The sequence below is a fragment of the Dyella sp. S184 genome (assembly GCF_009766065.1).
GTDB lineage: Bacteria > Pseudomonadota > Gammaproteobacteria > Xanthomonadales > Rhodanobacteraceae > Rhodanobacter.
Genome location: NZ_LMUE01000002.1, coordinates 1198769 through 1217538 on the forward strand (window position 1 = coordinate 1198769; position 18770 = coordinate 1217538).

An 18770-nucleotide genomic window follows, 5' to 3' on the forward strand; every position below is an offset into this window, starting at 1 on the left:
AGTATGTTCGAAATCCGATCCGATCAATCTCGTTAGCAATCGCAGCGCGGCTCACCTGCAAGGTCGACGGCGAACCGACAATGTCCCTTGTCGTTTGTCAGCTGGTCGAACACAAGCTTGCCAATAGTGAGGAAAACATGTCTACCAAAAATTGGTTCGTAACAGGCATATCCCGTGGGTTCGGCAGGACGCTTTGCCAAGAGCTACTGCAACGTGGCCATCACGTCGTGGGACAACCCGGAACGGTTCATCCGCTCTGACTGATAAAAAACTCACTGTGTTGAAGCTGGACGTGGCTGACGCGCAACTGGTTGAGCAAGTGATTAAGCAAGTTGCAGAAAAGATCGGCCGCATCGACGTTGTGGTCAACAATGCTGGGTTCGGCTTGGTAGGCGCCGTTTAAGAGGTAAGTGTCGAAGAAGCATAAGCGGCTTTCGACACCAATTTCTTTGGTACCTTCAACGTCATTCGAACGTTGCTGTCGCACTTCCGTGTAAACCGGTCCGGTCATATCGCGAATTTTTCTTCCGTTGGAGGCATAACCGGTTCGGCGGGATACGGCGTCTACAACGCTACAAAATTTGCCGTCGAAGGGTTATCCGAAGCACTTGAACGGGAATTGAGGCCATTTGACGTCAAGGTAACCATTGTCGAAGGCGGATACTTCCGTACCAATTTTCTTTCCCCTGGCTCGATCAAGGCGGCAGTCAATTCTATCGATGCGTATGCCGAAACCGCAGGGAAAACCAGCAGCAATGTCTCCGTGCGTAGTGGCAGTCAACCTGGCGACCCCGCAAAAGCTGTTCGCGTGATCATCAAGGCGGTTGAGTCGGCTGATCCGCCTTTGCGCTTGCCGCTGGGGCCGGACTGCTACGCACGTATCGATGAAAAATTGTCACGTCTCAAGCGGGATGTCGACAGCTGGCGCGAACTTGCATCGGCCACACAATTTGATCCGTAAACCCGTGTCGCCGTTGCTGCCGTAGTTCCCTCCATGGATGGAAACGCTCTGACAACTATTGATGCTGACGATCCGACGTATCACCCGGTCTAGCAGCGCCCGCATTGGGTCGAAAGCCGGACATGCGTGCGAAGCAGCGCCAATTCAGTCGCGCCTTTTAGAACACCACAGCCTTTCATGCGCTCACTTGGAACGAATCTTCACGGCATGTAAAGTGCTCGTGAAAATGGCAATTCCGTCCGGTCGGGGTGCGTGAGGTGGCGATCAACCTTAAAGCACGGCTACTGCTGGTGACCGGCGCGCTTATCTTCGCCGCTCATTTTTCTCGCGCAGCTTCTGCGCAGACAGGCGCCCCCTCTCTTCCACAGGCGGCGATTGACATTGAAAACCAGCCGCCCGCTTCTTTTGACTATACGGTGACGGCATACGGCCAGAGGGAGGGAGCTCCCGAAGTACTAAACATTACCCAAACACCCGATGGGTTTCTGTGGCTCGCCACCCCTCAGGGCTTGGTTCGATTTGACGGCACCGAGTTCAAGCTCGACGACCATGTCCAAAAATATGTGCGTAATGTCGCCGCCAACAGCAAAGGCACGATATATCTATCTTTTCAGTTCGGCGGCGTCGGTCGTATCACTGATGGTCACTACGAGGATTTGAGCGCGGGCCTTCCGCAAGCACCGGTTTTTCGCTTCGTGTTTGACCACACAGGCGGCGTATGGATTGGCACGACTGCCGGCGTTTTTGAACTCGTGGGCCGCCAGTGGCAACCACTCGGGGCGTCCCGTGGTTTCCCTGATCACGAATCGGTCGGTGCCATGGGGGTGCTCGAAGATGGCTCCCTATGGATCATTGATGCCAGTGTGCCACGCAAAGCGTGGCTCAAGCCGCCTTCGAGCACTGACTTTCACGCCATCGATTCGCGAGAGCTATGGCTGGCGTTATTCGGCATTGCACCTGCCGACGTCTCCAACAACATCGCCACCAGCCTCGATAATGTATTGAATGTGCGCAATGCACCTTATGCCTTCGCCCACGACCAAGCGAATGTTTTGTGGACACTGGATAAAAGCCTCCAGCGCTTATATTGGAAAGCAGACCGAAGCGGCAGAAAATTCGTCAACGATGATGATATAGGTGATCTGTCGCTTCTGAACCGCGAAGTGACTTTCGGCCTGTTCGCTGACAAAGAAGGAAATATCTGGCTGCCTAATTCTGATGGCTTGCGGCGCATCAGCTTGAACCGAATGCGCGCGCTTGCCCCTCCAAAAACCATGCAGTCGCCAGTGCTAGCGCGCGGCAAAAATGGAGATATATGGATAGTCGCTTATGGTGGAAAAGGCTTCTACCGCTATGCGGATGGTCTACTTACGACATGGAAAAACGGTGGGGGACATACGAGCGCCCTCTGGGTTGATCCATCGGATCGACTCTGGGACTTCTGTTATTCACCACGATTAAACGAGGCGGCGCTAAATCACATCGAGATCTTGGATCGGGCAGGATCCACTTCGTATATTGACTATCCATCGACCGCGACAGGATATCCGATCGCATTTGCCCAAGATCCCTCCGGTGGCTATTTGTTGGCCGCCAGGTCTGGCTTCTATCGTTATAAGGATGGCACTTGGACATCTGGATCGGGCCGGAAAAACCGGCCCAACGGATTCGCGATTCGCCTCATGCCGGACCGCAATGGACGCCTTTGGCTTAGCTGGTCAGATGGTCACGTTGGATACATGGACGCAACGAATGCCGGCATCTTTGACGCAAAAGATGTTTCATTGGGTCCGATTTACGCGATATGGCCTGGAAAGGCCCATACATGGCTTGGCGGTGAAGACGGCGTCGCATTTACAGCGAGTAATCACGTGACCCCGCTTTGGTCAGGAACAGACAATCCCTTTAAAACAGTGACAGGGATTGTAGAAACCGAGCGCGGAGAACTTTGGATTAATGCGGCCGAAGGTTTATATCGCATCGACCAGCAAGGCGTGACAGATCTGCTATCCGGACATCATCCAAAACCCGCATCGATGTCGCTCTTCAGCCAGGAAGATGGCCTACAAGGGGGACCCGGTCCCTATGCACCAGGCCCATCCCTCTTCGAAGCCGGCGATGGCCGAATCTGGATTTCTCGCCTGGAGGGGGCAAGTTGGATTGATCCAAACCGGATACTGCGAAATGTCGAGCCGTCGCGCGCGTACATCGACGGCCTGGAAGCGGACAATCAAAAGCTATCCATGGTAAGCGGAGCGGCGCGAATCCCTCCAAACACGCACAGCTTACGGATCGACTATACGTCGCCCGAGCTGACAGCGCCTGATCGCGTGACATTTCGCTACCGCTTGGTGGGCATCGATGAGGACTGGCAAGTTGTTGGCAGTCGACGCTTCGCCCTCTATACCGATCCGCCTCCGGGCACATATAAGTTCGAAGTACTTGCATTCAACGAAAATGGCGTCTCGAGTGGATCGCCTGCCAAGATGTCGATCGCCGTTATACCTATGTTCTATCAAACATGGTGGTTCAAGATCTTATGCGCACTGGTTGCGCTTGTTCTTGTGATGTTTCTTTACACCCGACACCTGCGCCATGCCCGCGAGGGCCTTCGTCTACGTCTACAAACAAAACATGAAGAGCGAGAGCGCATCGCGCGTGAATTGCACGATACGCTGATGCAATCCATGCAAGGCATTACGCTTAAAGTTCACGCATGGTCATTGGACAAGACGACGAATCCCGCGCGCGCTGAAGAAATGCGCGTGGTCTCCGAGGTGGCCAATGATGTGTTGTCGGAAGGTCGAGACAGAATTCTCGACTTGCGGCACACCGCAGAGTCATCCCGCGATCTTGGCAATCGGTTACGCGCAGCGGGTGAAAAGCTGCTGCTTCTGTACCCCCAGAAACTGAGTTTCGACGAATCGGGCATACACACGGCACTGCAGGAAGACGCGGTTGAAGACATCTTCCAAATAGGCAGGGAAGCGATCCGAAACGCAATGGTGCATGCGCAGTCAAACGTGGTTTTCGTTTCGCTCCACTATGGGCTGCGGACCCTCACGCTCGTGGTCGCCGATGATGGCATCGGCCTACCGCTAGTCGTTGCCGAGACAGGCTTGCGAGAAGGTCATTGGGGGCTTATCGGCATGAGAGAGCGCGCGATGCGGTTGCATGGCAGGCTGAGCCTGGGCAAAAGGGAACCAGCCGGGACCGAGGTACGCCTTGTCGTTCCAGCACAGGTTGTCTATGTCGACTGGCTCGCCCGGATCTGCAAGGCGGCTCTAAATACACTCTTGTTCCGGCCAGCACAAAATACGACCTATCGCCGAGACGCTGGACACTGACCGAATGTTACAGTCGTACCCCAGATATGCTGAACCGCGCCTCCAGCCACGCCTCGGTTATCGATAGGGCCAGCCCGTACTCCTCCTGGAAATTATTTTCTCCAGCTGCCAAACGTAGGCCGTAGCCCTCCTCCAAACGAACCCCCTCGAGCATCCATGCAACAAGCGCTACAGCGACTGGATCTGCACTGGCGCGCCCATCTTGTCGGGCAGGCCAGAAACGATCACGAGGTAGCGTCGCGGGCCTGAAACGTTCCCGGCCACAAGCTGGCGAATTGGCCCGTCAGCGTTCACGATCGCGCTGCCGGCCGGGTTGGTTGTGAATCCCACTAACGGCTGCAGCGTCCCACTTCCGTCGGGTGAGGTGGCCAAGGCCAGGACGTATGGTGATTTTGGGTCAAGCTTTGTGACCGCGGCCTGCAGCACCTGCACCAAGCCCTGATCGAACAAGCTCACACTGGTCGTCGGCGCTGCGCCCGGCGCCGCGAGCACAATTTGAGCCGCCTCGCCCGCCAAGCCGAGCGGCTGGAGATGATCACGACCACCGTCTGGGGCAGCCGCGCCCGGCACGTAGGTCACCGCCTGCGCGGCTTGGCCGATAGGCACAGTGGCGATCACACGATTTTCCAAAGTGTCGATGGCAGCCATCGCATCCTGGTTCTCCAGGCCCACATAGACCCGGGTCCCGTCGCCGGATGGCCAGATCCCATGCGGAAGCTTCCCAACCGGAATGGTGGCAACCCGCGCAAAATTATCCCTTCGGATGGCCAGCACCTCGTTCAGCCCACCGATGGTCACGTAGGCGAACTTGCCTTTCGCATTGTCGACGACATTAACGTGGTTGGTGAGGGGCCCTGTGTCGAGGACCTTCAAGGTGTTGAATGGCGGTCGCGCATTGATCACGACCGTCTTTCCGACATCCTTCAGGGTGTACCAAACCTGCTCACCGTCAGGGCTCGCAGCGATGTCGGGGCAAAACGGGCTTGGCTGAGGAACCCTCCCCACCTCGGCGTGGGACTTCACGTCGAAGACGACCAGCTCCGGAGTGAAGGATGAGCAGACGTAGCCGTACTTACCGTCGGGCGAGAAGATCGTCATGCCGGGACCGTTCGGTGTCTTGATCCGCCCGATTTCCCGGAAGGTCCGCCCATCCAGAACGGCCAGGTAGTCCTCGCCTCGAACCGTCACCCAAACTTCTTTGCCATCGGGGGTGAAGAAGGCCTCGTGTGGTGCACGGCCGACATAGGTCGTGGCTTTGGTCGCATTAGTGGCGGTGTCGATGAAGGTCACCGAATTTGTGCCGATCGACACCACGGCAATGGTGCGTCGGTCCGGGGAAAAGCCCATGCCGTGGACGAGAACCTGACCGGCGTACAGCGGACTGAAGTTGGTCGGCTGCGGATCGCCTAGGCGAATGACACCAAGAAGTTTGTTCGACACCGGGTCGATGACAGACACCGTGTTGGAGAACTGCTCCGAGGCATAGACTCGGTCTGAATGGCTCACAGGCAGGTTCGGCGCGGAAGCCGCAAAGGGAGCTTGTCCGGCCTGAGCCACGTTGGCGACGAAGGTTACGCCGAAGGCGACGGACAATATCTGCTTCAGTGGTCTCATTGGGTCATCTCCATTGTCGGCTTGCGGGGCAGCCTGATTGACGGCGTCGAAGAAGATCGAGATGTCACTCGCCCTGCGTTGGTGCCGGCGCCGAGGGCGGCAATGGCTGGCCCAGAGCCAGCCGCATGGCGCCGATCTCCTGCTGCTGATCGACAACGATTTCCTGGGCGATACGACGGAGCTGCTCGTTGCGCCCGTAGCGCAGTTCAAGCACGGCCATTTCGATGGCACCCTCGTGATGCGGGATCATCATTGCGGCGAAGTCGGCGTCAACGTCGCCCGTTGGCTTCACTGCCATCCCCTGCATCATCCTGTCCATGATGCGCTGGTTCCCAGAGAGGAAGGGCCGCTCGCCCGCCTCACCTCGTGCGGCGGGTACCGATGCGAGGGCGGCGGCCACAGCAGCCAGAGTCAAGAAGGACGCCAACGCTGCGCATCGGAATAACTGGGCGGTCATCTTGCCTTCCTCCTGATCATCATGAGTTGACTCGGATCACGCTGGCCGGGTGCGAGACGCCGCTAGAGCGCCTCAACCTCATCTCCCATGTGCGGGCATAACGGCTGCAAATTCCTCGCGAGACGCAGGGTTGCCGTCAATCATCTCGAAGATTTTCTTCGAATTGCCGAGGTTTTCCATGAGCGATTTCGGGCCGGCAAATGGGCGGCCACCGATATGCCAGCCATCGGTATGGAGCTCTTCAATCAAAACCCATACGACTTCACGGAAGGCTTCGGAGCCCTCGTACTTCACCATTACTTCGGTAAGCTCTTTCGCCATCGCGTGTTTTTCTTCGCTCGTGAAGACGCCGTCTACAAGTTTTACGTTGACAAATGGCATGCTGATTTCCTCTGGTGTGATCGTCAAAGCTTCTGAATACCGCGTCGCCTTAGGCGCCCTTCGCGTAAGTGAACCCTGCGCGTTGCAACTGAGCCAAAAACGCGACCACGCTGGGCACTAACACCGCGCCGGGTATCAAGTTATTCGTGAGATCCGCCGCGATCACGTCTGCATCCTGCGATGCCTTTGCTTGCAGTCCTCGCGCAATGGCATGGATGGAGTCGTGGCAGGCAACAAATACGGCACCGCGTCGTTGGAGCGAAATGATGTTGTTGTTCATCGCTCCATAGAAGCCTGCGATATCTTCGTGGTCGTCAGTGGGAGCAACGCCGCGCTTTTCGATGATGAACGTGTTGCTCGTGGTGACGCCGCCGGTTTTTCCAGCGAGACCATACTTGTCCCACATCTTCTGATTGAATAGTGCAAGGTGAGCAGACCCGTGCGTCGCTGACACCGAGAGAAAGTCCGGATTGTGATGAGCAAAAACCTGCCCATTCAACGATTCGCGCATCAAGCCTGGCCACGCCGCAGCGATATCGCTGTTCTCCCACGCCTGGCTGGGTCTCCCGCGGTAACCGAGAATTTCTGATGCGGCTTCATGGTCCCAGAACTCTGGCTCATCAACCATAAACGGTACGCGTTTGAAGTCACGACGGCGCGGCGCGGCAGAGAGCCTTTGTGTCAATGATGCAAGAGTCTCTGCGCCGTCGGGCAGCGCGCTGCTACGCGAATTGATAATCATGCTTCCTGCTGTGGCCGGCGCAACTTTCAACGCAACGACGGCACCCGCGGCTATGCCCAAGAGGCGTAGCGCACCACGGCGGCTTAGGTTATTGGAAGTCTCTAACATGGCGTGATCTCCTTTTTCCGACTCAGTACGCGTAGACATTGGCAGCCTGCGCGACCAGGTGATCCATAAATCCAGTCATGGCAGCGATGGTGGCTGGATCCGTGATCTTGTAGCGATCAGCAAGTTCATCCAATCGCGGATATCCAATCCAGATGCGTCCACGCTCGTCCTGCCAGACCAGCACATGCAAGGGAAGATCGAGACCGATGGCTTGGTTCTGCAGCATCAGCTTCGTACCAACTTTTGGATTACCGAATGAGAGCACCGTTGTGGGCCGCAGCTGGAGCCCCGCGCGCGTAGCGTTATCACTGTGATCAACAACCGAGAATAGAGGTACCTTTTCTTGAGCCAGCAAAGCCTTGATCCGTGCAACTGTCTCGGCAGTACTGAACTTACTTTCCTGCGCGACGATGTGATGCTGATCAATATCGGGTCCGAGCCCTGTCTTATAAGCATCAGCGATTTCACGTGCGAGGACGGTGAGATCGACCCCTTCCTTATTCGTCAGCAGGGTCACACAGACGAGCTCATCGGCGGCAGTAAAGCGGCTCAGGTATGAGCTGAAGCCAGGAGAATTCCCTTTGATTTCCATGAAGCCCGGATGATGCGTGAACTCCCATCCAATCATCGCCGGCACGACTTTTCCGCTGTCCAGCTTGGTCGGCGAGTAGATGAACTCGTGATCCTCCATGTTCTTGACCAGTGTCAGTCCAGCCAGACCAATGTCCCATTTGCTGATGTCTTCGGCGGATGACCACAAATCTCCAAAGCCGAACAGGTTTTCCGATGCCTCCGCGGCCACCGGGGAAAGCTTGTCGCCTGTGGCGATATAGCCCGTCGCAGGTTCGACTGGATTGATGAATGGAACTTCCTTCTTGAACTTCGAATGCTGATTGTCATTCGGGTGCGACGCAGGTCGATCGATTTTTGCCAATTGAGGCATGTCGCTGGCGAACATAGTGCTGGGCAGTTGTTCGACATCGATCTGGTATTTCCAGATGAAATCGTGGTAACTCATGCCGCTTGCACGTTCAATGGCGAGTGCCAACAACGTTGCATCCGTCGCACTCAAGCGCACGTCGGTTCCACTTCGGAAGGCTAGAGGCTTGTTCTGAACAAGCGCCAGTAACTCCCGTGGGGAGTAATGCTTGCTGTTGTCGATTTCGCTGCGATAGTCCGGAAGGCCCGAGCTATGCTGCATCAACTGCTTGATCGGGATGCGTTGCCATGCGAATGGGAGATTGTCGACATATTTGCCGATGGGATCGGTCGTGCTCAGCTTGCCCTGCTCTTTCAGCTGCATGATCGCCACGGCTGTGAAAGCCTGGGTGATCGGGCCTATGTTCCATATCGTCTTGGTGGAGGCCATCTCATCGAGATCGATGTTCGTCTTTCCATAACCTGCAGAGCGCGGGACATAGGGCGCTTGAACGATGGCCATGGTCAAACCCGGCAAATGGTGTTCCGCGATAAAATCGGCGACCAACTCATCAATGAACTGCCCATGCGTCTGCAGCGTCGGATCCCCACGCACGATCGGAAGCTTTTGAGCGCTTGCTTGCTGAGATATAGCCGATGAAACGAACAGCACCAGCGATCCTAGGAACGCTAACGGCTTGATACGAATAGTGCGCATTGGGCAACCTCCCTAAGGCATAACATCGACAGAAGATTTTCGATGTCAAAGATAGGTACTGGCCAAAGAGACGTATTGGATAGAACTGTGTTTTTTGACTTCTTCCGTCTCGACGCACCAACCACGCTGACTCCTAAATAGAGAGTTCGATACGCAGTTCGAAGGTCCTCGGATCGAGGAATATTTGTCGCCGATCAGATTGAGTACGCGTGTAATTAGCTTGCAATCGCAGGTGCGTCCCGCAGTACCAGTTCAAACCTGCCGTCCAATCGCGTTCCCAACCACCAGGAACCGGGCGGTCGTTCAGGTCGACGGAGCTGTAACGAAATACCAGTTCGACCGCGCCTCCGGCGTGTTCAGGCACCACATTCTGAACGGTCCCATCGTTATAACGGCGCGATTCGCCAGTAAGCACCCAGCTCCCGAACACATAGCGACCATTGACGGTGTAGCTTGGTTCGGTCGTGCTGAACTCGGTTCTCGCGCCGAGATACTCGGCTTGCCACGAAACTGGGCCAGCTATCCACAGCGCTTCCAAGCCTGTTCGTTCGATGCTTTTGACGTTCTCGAGTGTCCCAGAGCTTTCGAGACTGACGTCATTCAGAATAATTGATGGTGCAACCTTGAATGACGCAGTGGATGGCCCTGGCATCCCTGCCTCATCAATGCGACCTTCCGGATATTCCATAGATCGAGCCACCCCCAGGTGGACGACCTCGCCAGGCAAATTGATCGGCACCCAAGCCCCATGCAACGCCCAGGTATGCCCTGGGTTGCTACCTTCCAGGTTGTCACCGTAGTAGCCGGCGTCGATCAATGCATGTTCACCGTGCAGCGACCATTGAGCGCCTATCCGATAGCTTTCAAAGACGGCCTGCGATGCCGTCGAATATTCAATGAATGACGTCTGCGTCGAACTGATGTTTTTTTCGAAATCCAAGGGAATCTTCCCTTCACCCAACCGCAGCGAGCCGAAATCATAAGGCGTATACGCCGATGTCTGCATTTTGATAAATGCATCGCGCCATTGCTTGTTCAGTAGCGAATAGTAGACCGAGATCTCGTAAGCACCAGGCTTCAACGCATCAAAGCCCACATGATTAAATTTCCCCTTCTCGGCGTTGGCAAACTTGCCATCGTCACTAGTGAAATTCGTCCTTATGAAGTCATAAATCAAGATGGGCTCGATAAGGGTTTCGTCTCCCCAGACCCATTGCGGCGTTGGCTCGCGAAATATGTTGGGTTCATCTGCTATGGAATCCATAGACGTGCAAAGAAAGATGAAGGTCATCGCACCTCCAAATATCTTGAATCGTCCACCGTTTTTCTTGGAGGCACTCATCGCAGCGTCGCAAGGCAGTCCACCAATCGGAATGCCACGAGAGTGTCAGCGAGCAATCTGCTTTGTTCTTGTTGAAAAACAGGATGATTGTCGTCTACAGATACAACGAGTGCTTTAACGAATCGCGTGTGATGACAGTTACCTCACATACTTGATTTCTTGGCGAAAAGGCGCTTCGTTCAAGCGCTCAACGAATTAACGACCTACTCCTTTTGGATGAATCTTCATGGCTAGTGGTGTCGTAAGATCGGACCCGAAAGTGCAGGGATCGCCAAGGTGAAATGATTTGACCTACCGATGTGGAAGTTTTGGACTGCGTGATGAAAAGAAGCGAGTGAGGATTTGCCATGGCAAGCCGTACATTGTGGAATTTCGAGATTGGAAATGCTGGCGTGCTTTCACGCGGAAGAACGCTGGCCATCCGATGCCTGATTTGGGCGGCAGCTCTTTACGCTCTTTTCTTTGGATTTCTCTTCTCTTCCGTGTTCGCTCCCACTTGGCTGCACTTGTCGTCGTACGCCGGGTATGTGGCGGGCATCGGAATCCCCATCCTTGGCTTTGTTTTCTATGCTCTTCTGATTCGTGTCTTCGAGCGACGTGCACCCAGCGAAATCTTCTTCCAGGATTCCTCCTGGATTGACCTGCTGGTGGGCGCCATCATCGGCATTGTCATTCTCTCGTTGATGCTGCTGTTGCTTGCTTCACTGGGCTTTTACAGCGTCCATCTCGGGCACGGCAAAAATTGGCTCAATAGCTTCGTCTTCGACAGCTACATCTCCGGCATGCTGGAGGAATTAGCTTTTAGAGCGGTGTTGTTGCGCATCTTCGCCCGCATGTTCAATCCCATCGCAGGCCTACTTATTTCCTCCGCACTTTTTGGCATTGCTCATCTCACCCACGCCACACCGTTCCAGGCCATTGAAGTTGCATTCAATGCAGGCTTGACTCTGGGCTTGCCGTATATGCTGACCGGACGGCTTTGGATGTCCGTGGGCTTGCACATTGCCTGGGATTTTTGGGAAGAATCGTTTCTGGGCGTCAACACCACGAACGGTGTCCTCGTCAGCGTTCCAGACCTCAGCAAATCCGTCTATCTCACGGGTGGTGCTTATGGTCCTGACGGATCGTTGTTAGCTTCCATCATTGCTACGCTAGCCATCGTTGCCATGCTTTATGCCGGCAAGAAAGGTTGGCTGGGACCACGCGCCTCCAACCCGCCCCATTTCCAACGCGCTTTCAATACGAAGCGTGCAGACTAAAGCGTTGATGAAGTGATGAGAAATTCGTTGCCTGCCTCTTTGGGATGAATCTTTCCGTCATAGAGCTACCTAAGCTCGCGGCGAAAAGTGCGATAGGTGCTCTCCTTGCCAATTGGAGCCTTGCATGAACCTCACGCAGCGTATCCCCGTCGTCCCAGCGAGTTTCTTCGGCATCGTGCTGGGTCTGATCGGCCTAGGAAGCGCATGGCGACTCGCCCATAAGGTTTGGGGTCTTTCGTGGGCTATTGGCGAAACGCTTGAATTAGTGGGTAGCCTCGTCTGGTTGCTGCTGGTGATCTTGTATGCCGCCAAATGGATATATAAACGCGAAAACGCCCGTTCGGAATTGCACCATCCCGTCCAATGTTGCTTCGCGGGCCTCGTCGGTGTCACAACGATGTTGGTTGCCGGCGCGGTGGCCCCCTACTCACGTGAAGCCGCGGCCATGTTTTTGACTGCAGGTGCGTTATACACCGTCGCTTTCGCCGCATGGCGTACGGGCAGCCTGTGGGAAGGCGGTCGCGAAGAATCGTGCACAACGGCTGTTTTGTATTTGCCCACCGTCACGGGCTCCTTTGTAACCACAACTGTCTTGTCCGCGCTGGGATACCCCGATTGGGCACAGCTGGCATTCGGCGCGGGGCTTTTCTCCTGGATAGCGCTGGAGTCGGTACTGATACACCGACTGTTTATCGGCAACGCGATGTCCCCCGCGCTTCGTCCCACACTAGGCATCCAGTTGGCGCCCCCGGCAGTTGGCGCGGTCAGCTATTTGTCCGTGACGACCGGAGCTCCAGACCTCTTTGCCAACGCGCTTTTTGGTTATGCGTTGTTGCAAGCGCTAGTTCTATTGCGCCTGCTGCCATGGATTCACAAGCAACCATTTGGCGCGTCGTACTGGGGATTCTCTTTCGGCGTTGCTGCGCTTGCGATTGCCCCCTTGCGCATGATTGAACGAGGCGATGTCGGCCCCGCAGCAATGCTCGCGCCATCACTGTTTGTTTTTGCGAACGTCATCATCGGACTATTGGCCATGAACACGTTGCATCTGCTGTTGCGTGGCAGATTGCTTCCGACGTCTGTGGTTGTGGAGTCTTTGACGAACGCGCCGCGAAACACTGCCTATTAAACGCACGTTCTCAAGCAACAATGAACCTGCTCGCGCAAGCACACGCAAGATCTGATGCCTTCATCCCTGACGTCGAAACGCTGCCGGCGTCAAACCCATTTTCTTCCGAAAGGCTTTGGCGAAGGCCGCTTCGGATTGATAGCCAACACGCTCGGCAATATCTGCAGACGACAGCTTGCCGGCTGCAAGCAGATCGGAGGCGAGGCGCATGCGTAGCGTCGTGAGAAGGTCCATGGGTGATGTGGCACCTCTTTCCATGAAGTGTCGTGCGAAGGTCGCCCGCGACATGCTCGCCTGTTTTGCGAGCGTATCTACGGTCCATGGTTTCTGCGGCTCCTTCGTCATGGCTAGCACAGCATGACTGAGCCGGCTGTCGCCAAGCAATGCCAACAGCGACGGTGGTATGCCTTCTTTCTTCGAGTAGCTGCGCAGAGCCAAAACGAACAACACTTCGCTAAGTGCCGTAACGATGGAGAGTGCCCCTGAACTCAACTGCTTTACTTCCTCTCGCATCATGGCGACAACGCTCTGGAGAAAATTCAGATGACCTTCCTCTGCGAAAGAAATATGCACGACATCCGGCAACGTGCTCATGATCAAGTCTGCCGCCCCTGGTGCGTACATGAAGCGCCCGCACAAAAGATCCATGTCCGCCTCGCCATCCGTGTTACGCCGCTCGGGCAGCGGACCCGAAGTGTCGAGTACCACGGTCGTTTCGCGTTCGTCGCCACTCCCTTTTATGGTGTGCGCGATGCCACGCGGCAGCAACACGAAATCGCCTGCCTTTAGCTCCAGTGCTTTTCGCCGCGCGAAGAGGAGCGTGGCACATCCCGCAAGAACCAAGTGAAACGGAGCTTCGCCAGGTATCAGTTGTGGATGATCCAGCTCGAAGCTTCCCGCCATCTGGCAACGCAGGTCCAGGCTGCCTTGAATATGAGTGAGAGCAATGACCTTGCTTAGAGCGTCCATGAGACGATCGATCATAAAAATGAGTGCTTAGCATATTAACGATCTCGTCGGTCAGCGCAACACTGTGCAGGCCGGGGGACCTCGAACTCCCACTTATTGAGGGCATTGTCATGTTGGACTGGCAGAACTATCGCAAACAACTTATGGGCCGCATTGGCGAGATTGGTGCGTCGAGCCCCGATACCGTGGCTGGCTACCAGACGCTATCCAAGGCAGGAAACAAAGCCGATCTGCTCGGCGCCAAGACACGCGAACTGATTGCATTGGCCGTGGCCGTTACGACGCGCTGCGACGGCTGTATCACGGTGCACGTCGCAGAAGCGCTCAAGCAAGGTGCGACCCAAGACGAGATCACCGAAGCGCTCGGCGTAGCGGTTGCACTGAATGCTGGTGCGGCAATGGTTTATTCGGCGCGCGTTATCGATGCCGTAAAGGCGTACGAAAGCAAATAACCTCCAACGATTGAACATCGCGCCATCACGATGGCCGATACGTAGACCAATGGGCATTGATGCTGCCAAGGCCATCGTCGCTGAGCGGATCGTAGGCGCCGGGACATCGCTCGACGTTTCGATCCGTCAATGCGCTTCGTAATCCCCCTATAGGCTAGGGACGGCTTCGCGCCATCTTTAACAAAACTCCCAGGAGAGGTTTGCCATGATGAATCATCGCTCAACCATGATGGCTGCGGTCGTAGAAGATCCAAATACTGCTTTTCAATACAAACAAATTGTTCGCCCTATTCTGCTGCCAGGCCACGTGCTAGTTCGCGTCAGATCGAGTGGCGTTAACCCGCTCGATCTGAAGATAAAGGCAGGCACCGCTGCACATGCCAGACACCCGCTGCCCGCCGTGCTTGGCATTGACATGGCAGGTGTCGTTGAGGAGGTCGGCGAAGGGGTGACGCGTTTTGTTGTGGGTGACGAGGTATACGGCATGAGCGGTGGCGTCGGCGGCGTGCAGGGATCGCTCGCCGAATATACCGTGGTCGATGCGAAGCTCCTTGCTAGGAAGCCGACGTCGCTATCGATGCGCGAGGCAGCTTCGATGCCTTTGGTCTACATCACAGCGTGGGAAGGTTTGGTGGATCGCGCGCGCGTTCGCGCAGGTCAAACGGTGCTCGTTCAAGGTGGCGCAGGAGGTGTCGGTAATGCAGCGATTCAACTCGCACGCGCCTTCGGGGCGAACGTATACGCTACTGGCTCGCCTTCCAGGGGCAATGTGATTCGGGATTACGGTGCCACGCACATCGACCACACATCTACGAGTGTTGAAGAATACGTAGCCTCCCAGACCCATGATGCCGGCTTCGACATTGTTTACGACACGGCAGGCGGTAGCAGTCTCGACGCATCGTTCCATGCAGTTACCCGCTTTGGGCACGTTGTCAGCTCCCTCGGCTGGGGAACGCATTCACTCGCACCGCTATCGTTTCGCGCGGCAAGCTATTCAGGCGTGTTCACGCTGCTGCCTTTACTCACCGGCGAAGGGCGTGAGCATCATGGCGAGATCCTTCGCCAGATTGCCCAGCTTGTCGATCAAGGCAAAATTCAGCCACGTATCGACGGGCGACGCTTCGACCTGAAAAGTGTCGAAGATGCGCATACGTGGCAGCAAAGCGGTCGGGCGGATGGAAAGGTGATCGTTGATGTCTCTTCGGACTCATAGGCCCCCGAACGCCGCTCTTTAAATGATTCCGCGCCGCTGTGCTATCTGCACGGCCTGGGTTCGCGAAGCGGCCTGTAGCTTTCCAAGGATGTTCTTCACATGCACCTTCACGGTCGCCTCAGAGATGCACAGCAAGTCGCCCACCGTTTTGTTGGAATGTCCATTCGCGACATATTTGAGAACGGTAATCTCGCGCGAGGTAAGTCGTTCGTCGATCGCGTGATCCGCGATCTCGGCGGCAATCTCGCGCGGGATAACCTTCTTGCCCTCATGCAGCGCGTGGATCGTATCGATGAGATCGCGCCGCACCGAACTTTTCAACAGGTAACCCCGCGCGCCGGCCTGCAGCGCGCGTAAGGCTTGGGCGTCGCCTTTGAATGTCGTCAGCACGAGGATGATGGCTCCTGGGTGCTCGTCATGAATGATGCGAATGGCCTCTTCCCCCGACATAGCCGGAAGCTCCAGATCCATCAGCGTGACGTCCGGCCGATATTTGCGGTATTGCAGAATCGCCTCTTCGCCGGTACTCGCCTCGGCCACGAGCTGCATACTTGGCTCGGTGCCAATGACAGCAGCCAAGCCTTCGAGCATGAGCGGATGATCATCAACGGCAAGGATTCGAATGACAGCGGGATTTGCGTTCATGGCGCTCACTCGCATCGTTGTTCAGGGCGTTTCAGAAGGATCGGAGGGCGATGAAGTCCCACCGGCGTCACGCCGATGCTGCGCTCGATCGAGACCTTTTTCCAGTACGTGCTCGGCGCGATCGAGCGCCTCGACAATGTCCCTCCGTACGGGGTGATCCGGCGGGAGTCGCCGCGCAATAGCTTCGAAGCGAAGGATCAGCCCCTGCCCGGACTGAAGCATCGACTCCTCGAGCGCATGTGCCTCTGATTCCATCGCCGCCTGTTTAGCTTTCGAGCGTGCCTGCTGTCTAATGTGCCACCTGCGCCAACGCCATAGAACGGCCAACATCAAAAGGATCACAGTGACGCTAGCAGCAATCCACCAAATACTGGGACAGGTCCAAGGAAAAACGTGCATGCAATGGGTCCTTGCCATGTTGCGTATTCAATAGCTCGCTTTCCCCCAGCAGAGATCATCCGAAAGGGGTAGATCCGTCCAGACATCTGGGAACCTTGAATTTCGTCATTCATTCAATGCGTTTTCGATGCCAGCGGGCCGATGTCGCTTTGATCCCGATAGTTCTTGCGCCATGCGCCCGGACTCATGCCAAACCGTTGTGAGAAGGCATGACACAAATGGCTTTGATCGCAGAAGCCACATTCATAGGCTATGTCAGCGAGAGACCCGTCCGACTCCATCAATAACGTCTTGGTTTTTTCCAAGTGCTGAATCAGCAACCAGCGATGCGGGGGCACCCCAAAGGACTTATTGAATGCACGGCCAAAATGCGGCGTTGACAGTCCGCAGGCCTGCGCGACATCCGGCAAAGAGATTCCACTCGGTCTGTTGCCACCAAGCATTTGCTCGGCCGCCAATTTCTGCCAAGGCTTGAGACCACCAGGCACCGTATCGACTTCTATATGGTTGCCACCACGAATGGCATAGAGCGCGATGACCATGTGTCGGACGAATGCATCGTGATCAGAACAACCGTGCGTGAGCGACGTTGTCAGAAGCGCGGTCACTACATCACGAAAATTCTCAACGCTACTTTGATCGGCGCCAGATTGGGGCATGGCGATCGAGGAGTGTGATTCGCTGACACGAAGCGTAATAGGCGTCTGGACACCTCTCCCGTGGCGCCGATCGTTGACGATACACGCAACCGCAAATTCGTCGGATACGCGCGCAACGTGGACGAAGATATCCGTTTGATCAGGAAGTGCCATGAGATGCAAATCGTTACCCAACACGGCAACCCCCAAGTCAAAGTGTGGTAGCGCGACTGGTCGCATGCTGCAAGCGGGACGTTTTAGTACCGTCAGCGTCAATATACGAAGCATCGCACCTAAACAAAACACAACTTTGACTCAAGAAAACGTACCACTTAGGGATGGTCTGATCATCTGGGGTTTGCGACGACAACCATCGTGTTCGTCATCGCTTCACGCCTGACAACAGATATACACCGCTTCGTTGGGCAATTTCGCACCTGATTTGCCGCGTTTCAGCGCGGCGGTGCGCTCGGCGGGCGCACTTATCCTGTCTTGGCCAGCAGATGCGTACGAGCCATCCATACATTGCTCAACGCAAACAGCGTCAGCACCTGCGCACCGTTCTTGGCGAGGCCGCGGTAGCGCGCCTTCACGTGACCGAATTGCCGCTTGATCACCCGGAAAGGATGCTCGACCGCTGCCCGGATCGACGCCTTGACGTGCTCCAGCTCTTCGATCAATCCGCGCAGCGTCTCATCGGTGATCGCCTTGACCGTGCTTCGCTTGGCCGCGATGTACCAGCGCCGGCCGCGTCGTGGCTTGGCGTGTTTGGGCGCGCCGGTGTAACCGGCGTCGCCAAACACCGCTTTCTCCCGCCCATGCAGCAGGTGTCCCACCTGTGTCACATCCGCCACGTTCGCCGCCGTCGTCACCACGCTGTGCACCAGGCCGGTGGCCTCGTCCACGCCGATGTGTGCCTTCATCCCGAAATACCATTGATTCCCTTTCTTGGTCTGGTGCATCTGCGGATCGCGCGCCTTGGCCCGGTTCTTGTTCGACGATGCCGCGCCAAGAATCGTCGCGTCCACGATCGTGCCCTGCGAGAGCTTCAAGCCGTGATCGTGCAGATGCCGGTTCACCGCCTTGAACAGCTGCCCGGCCAACCCATGCTTCTCCAGCAGATGCCGGAACTTGCATACCGTCGTCTCGTCCGGCGCCGCCTCGCGCCCCAGATCAATGCCGACAAACCGACGCATCGACGCCGAGTCGTACAGCGCCTCCTCCACGGCCGGATCGCTCAGCGCATACCACTGCTGCAAGAAGTAGATGCGCAGCATCCGTTCCAGGCCCACCGGACGACGACCACCTTCGGCGCGCGCCTTGGGATAGAACGGCTCAATCACCGCGCACAGCTCGGACCACGGCACCACCTTGTCCATCTCGGCGAGAAACACATCACGCCGCGTCGGTTTGCGATGCGTCTCGAATCCGCCATCGGCTTGCATGGCCAGGGTCAACTGCTCGGGCATCTTCTA

At 56.1% G+C, this 18770-nt stretch carries 16 protein-coding genes and 1 pseudogene; 7 read left to right on the forward strand and 10 right to left on the reverse strand.

All coding sequences use genetic code 11. The features are described from left to right. Window positions 1-319 precede the first annotated feature (319 nt). Together GSQ75_RS19010 and GSQ75_RS05305 are read left to right on the forward strand one after the other, a co-directional pair. A pseudogene (locus GSQ75_RS19010) lies at window positions 320-961 on the forward strand (SDR family NAD(P)-dependent oxidoreductase). A 257-nt stretch (window positions 962-1218) separates the two neighbouring features. Beyond that, window positions 1219-4308 carry a histidine kinase gene (locus tag GSQ75_RS05305; RefSeq protein WP_158753436.1) on the forward strand — a complete coding sequence of 1030 codons (3090 nt, stop codon included), beginning with the start codon at window positions 1219-1221 and terminating at the stop codon, window positions 4306-4308. Between the two features lie 168 nt (window positions 4309-4476). Here the strand turns inward: GSQ75_RS05305 and GSQ75_RS05310 are convergent, their stop codons facing one another. The 6 genes from GSQ75_RS05310 to GSQ75_RS05335 all read right to left on the reverse strand — a co-directional run bounded on the left by GSQ75_RS05310 (window position 4477) and on the right by GSQ75_RS05335 (window position 10588). Further along, on the reverse strand, window positions 4477-5922 hold the full coding sequence (locus GSQ75_RS05310) for a YncE family protein (RefSeq protein ID WP_158753437.1): 1446 nt from the start codon (window positions 5920-5922) through the stop codon (window positions 4477-4479). Between the two features lie 64 nt (window positions 5923-5986). Beyond that, window positions 5987-6379: a DUF305 domain-containing protein gene (locus GSQ75_RS05315; RefSeq protein WP_158753438.1), complete on the reverse strand. Its 393-nt coding sequence runs from the start codon at window positions 6377-6379 to the stop codon at window positions 5987-5989. Window positions 6380-6457: 78 nt separating this feature from the next. Then, window positions 6458-6760, reverse strand: a complete 303-nt coding sequence (locus GSQ75_RS05320) for a tautomerase family protein (protein ID WP_158753439.1) — start codon at window positions 6758-6760, stop codon at window positions 6458-6460. A gap of 49 nt (window positions 6761-6809) precedes the next feature. Further along, on the reverse strand, window positions 6810-7610 hold the full coding sequence (locus GSQ75_RS05325) for a transcriptional initiation protein Tat (RefSeq protein ID WP_158753440.1): 801 nt from the start codon (window positions 7608-7610) through the stop codon (window positions 6810-6812). A 22-nt stretch (window positions 7611-7632) separates the two neighbouring features. Continuing rightward, window positions 7633-9246: a serine hydrolase gene (locus GSQ75_RS05330; protein WP_158753441.1), complete on the reverse strand. Its 1614-nt coding sequence runs from the start codon at window positions 9244-9246 to the stop codon at window positions 7633-7635. Window positions 9247-9379: 133 nt separating this feature from the next. Next, a complete protein-coding gene (locus GSQ75_RS05335; protein WP_158753442.1) occupies window positions 9380-10588 on the reverse strand; it encodes a porin in 1209 nt (402 codons plus the stop codon). A 347-nt stretch (window positions 10589-10935) separates the two neighbouring features. Between GSQ75_RS05335 and GSQ75_RS05340 the strand changes: the two genes are divergently transcribed. After that, window positions 10936-11847: a type II CAAX endopeptidase family protein gene (locus tag GSQ75_RS05340; RefSeq protein WP_158753443.1), complete on the forward strand. Its 912-nt coding sequence runs from the start codon at window positions 10936-10938 to the stop codon at window positions 11845-11847. A gap of 124 nt (window positions 11848-11971) precedes the next feature. Continuing rightward, window positions 11972-12976, forward strand: a complete 1005-nt coding sequence (gene tehA / locus GSQ75_RS05345) for a dicarboxylate transporter/tellurite-resistance protein TehA (RefSeq protein WP_158753444.1) — start codon at window positions 11972-11974, stop codon at window positions 12974-12976. A 60-nt stretch (window positions 12977-13036) separates the two neighbouring features. Here the strand turns inward: tehA and GSQ75_RS05350 are convergent, their stop codons facing one another. After that, window positions 13037-13960: an AraC family transcriptional regulator gene (locus GSQ75_RS05350; protein WP_158753445.1), complete on the reverse strand. Its 924-nt coding sequence runs from the start codon at window positions 13958-13960 to the stop codon at window positions 13037-13039. Between the two features lie 95 nt (window positions 13961-14055). On the opposite strand from GSQ75_RS05350, the gene GSQ75_RS05355 reads away from it, so the two are divergent. After that, the gene (locus tag GSQ75_RS05355; protein ID WP_158753446.1) at window positions 14056-14397 is read left to right on the forward strand and encodes a carboxymuconolactone decarboxylase family protein; all 342 of its coding nucleotides are present in this window, start codon (window positions 14056-14058) and stop codon (window positions 14395-14397) included. 205 nt (window positions 14398-14602) lie between these two features. Then, a complete protein-coding gene (locus tag GSQ75_RS05360; RefSeq protein WP_254058439.1) occupies window positions 14603-15613 on the forward strand; it encodes a zinc-dependent alcohol dehydrogenase family protein in 1011 nt (336 codons plus the stop codon). Window positions 15614-15631: 18 nt separating this feature from the next. Here the strand turns inward: GSQ75_RS05360 and GSQ75_RS05365 are convergent, their stop codons facing one another. Further along, the gene (locus GSQ75_RS05365; protein ID WP_158753447.1) at window positions 15632-16258 is read right to left on the reverse strand and encodes a response regulator transcription factor; all 627 of its coding nucleotides are present in this window, start codon (window positions 16256-16258) and stop codon (window positions 15632-15634) included. A 75-nt stretch (window positions 16259-16333) separates the two neighbouring features. Between GSQ75_RS05365 and GSQ75_RS05370 the strand changes: the two genes are divergently transcribed. After that, window positions 16334-16507, forward strand: coding sequence for a hypothetical protein (locus GSQ75_RS05370; RefSeq protein ID WP_158753448.1), 174 nt, complete (start codon window positions 16334-16336; stop codon window positions 16505-16507). Between the two features lie 263 nt (window positions 16508-16770). On the opposite strand, the gene GSQ75_RS05375 is transcribed toward GSQ75_RS05370, so the two are convergent. Both GSQ75_RS05375 and GSQ75_RS05380 read right to left on the reverse strand, forming a co-directional pair. Continuing rightward, on the reverse strand, window positions 16771-17469 hold the full coding sequence (locus tag GSQ75_RS05375; RefSeq protein ID WP_158753449.1) for an AraC family transcriptional regulator: 699 nt from the start codon (window positions 17467-17469) through the stop codon (window positions 16771-16773). A gap of 308 nt (window positions 17470-17777) precedes the next feature. Continuing rightward, window positions 17778-18740 (reverse strand): IS5 family transposase, encoded by a 963-nt coding sequence (locus GSQ75_RS05380; RefSeq protein ID WP_158753922.1) that lies wholly within the window; start codon window positions 18738-18740, stop codon window positions 17778-17780. Window positions 18741-18770 lie beyond the last annotated feature (30 nt).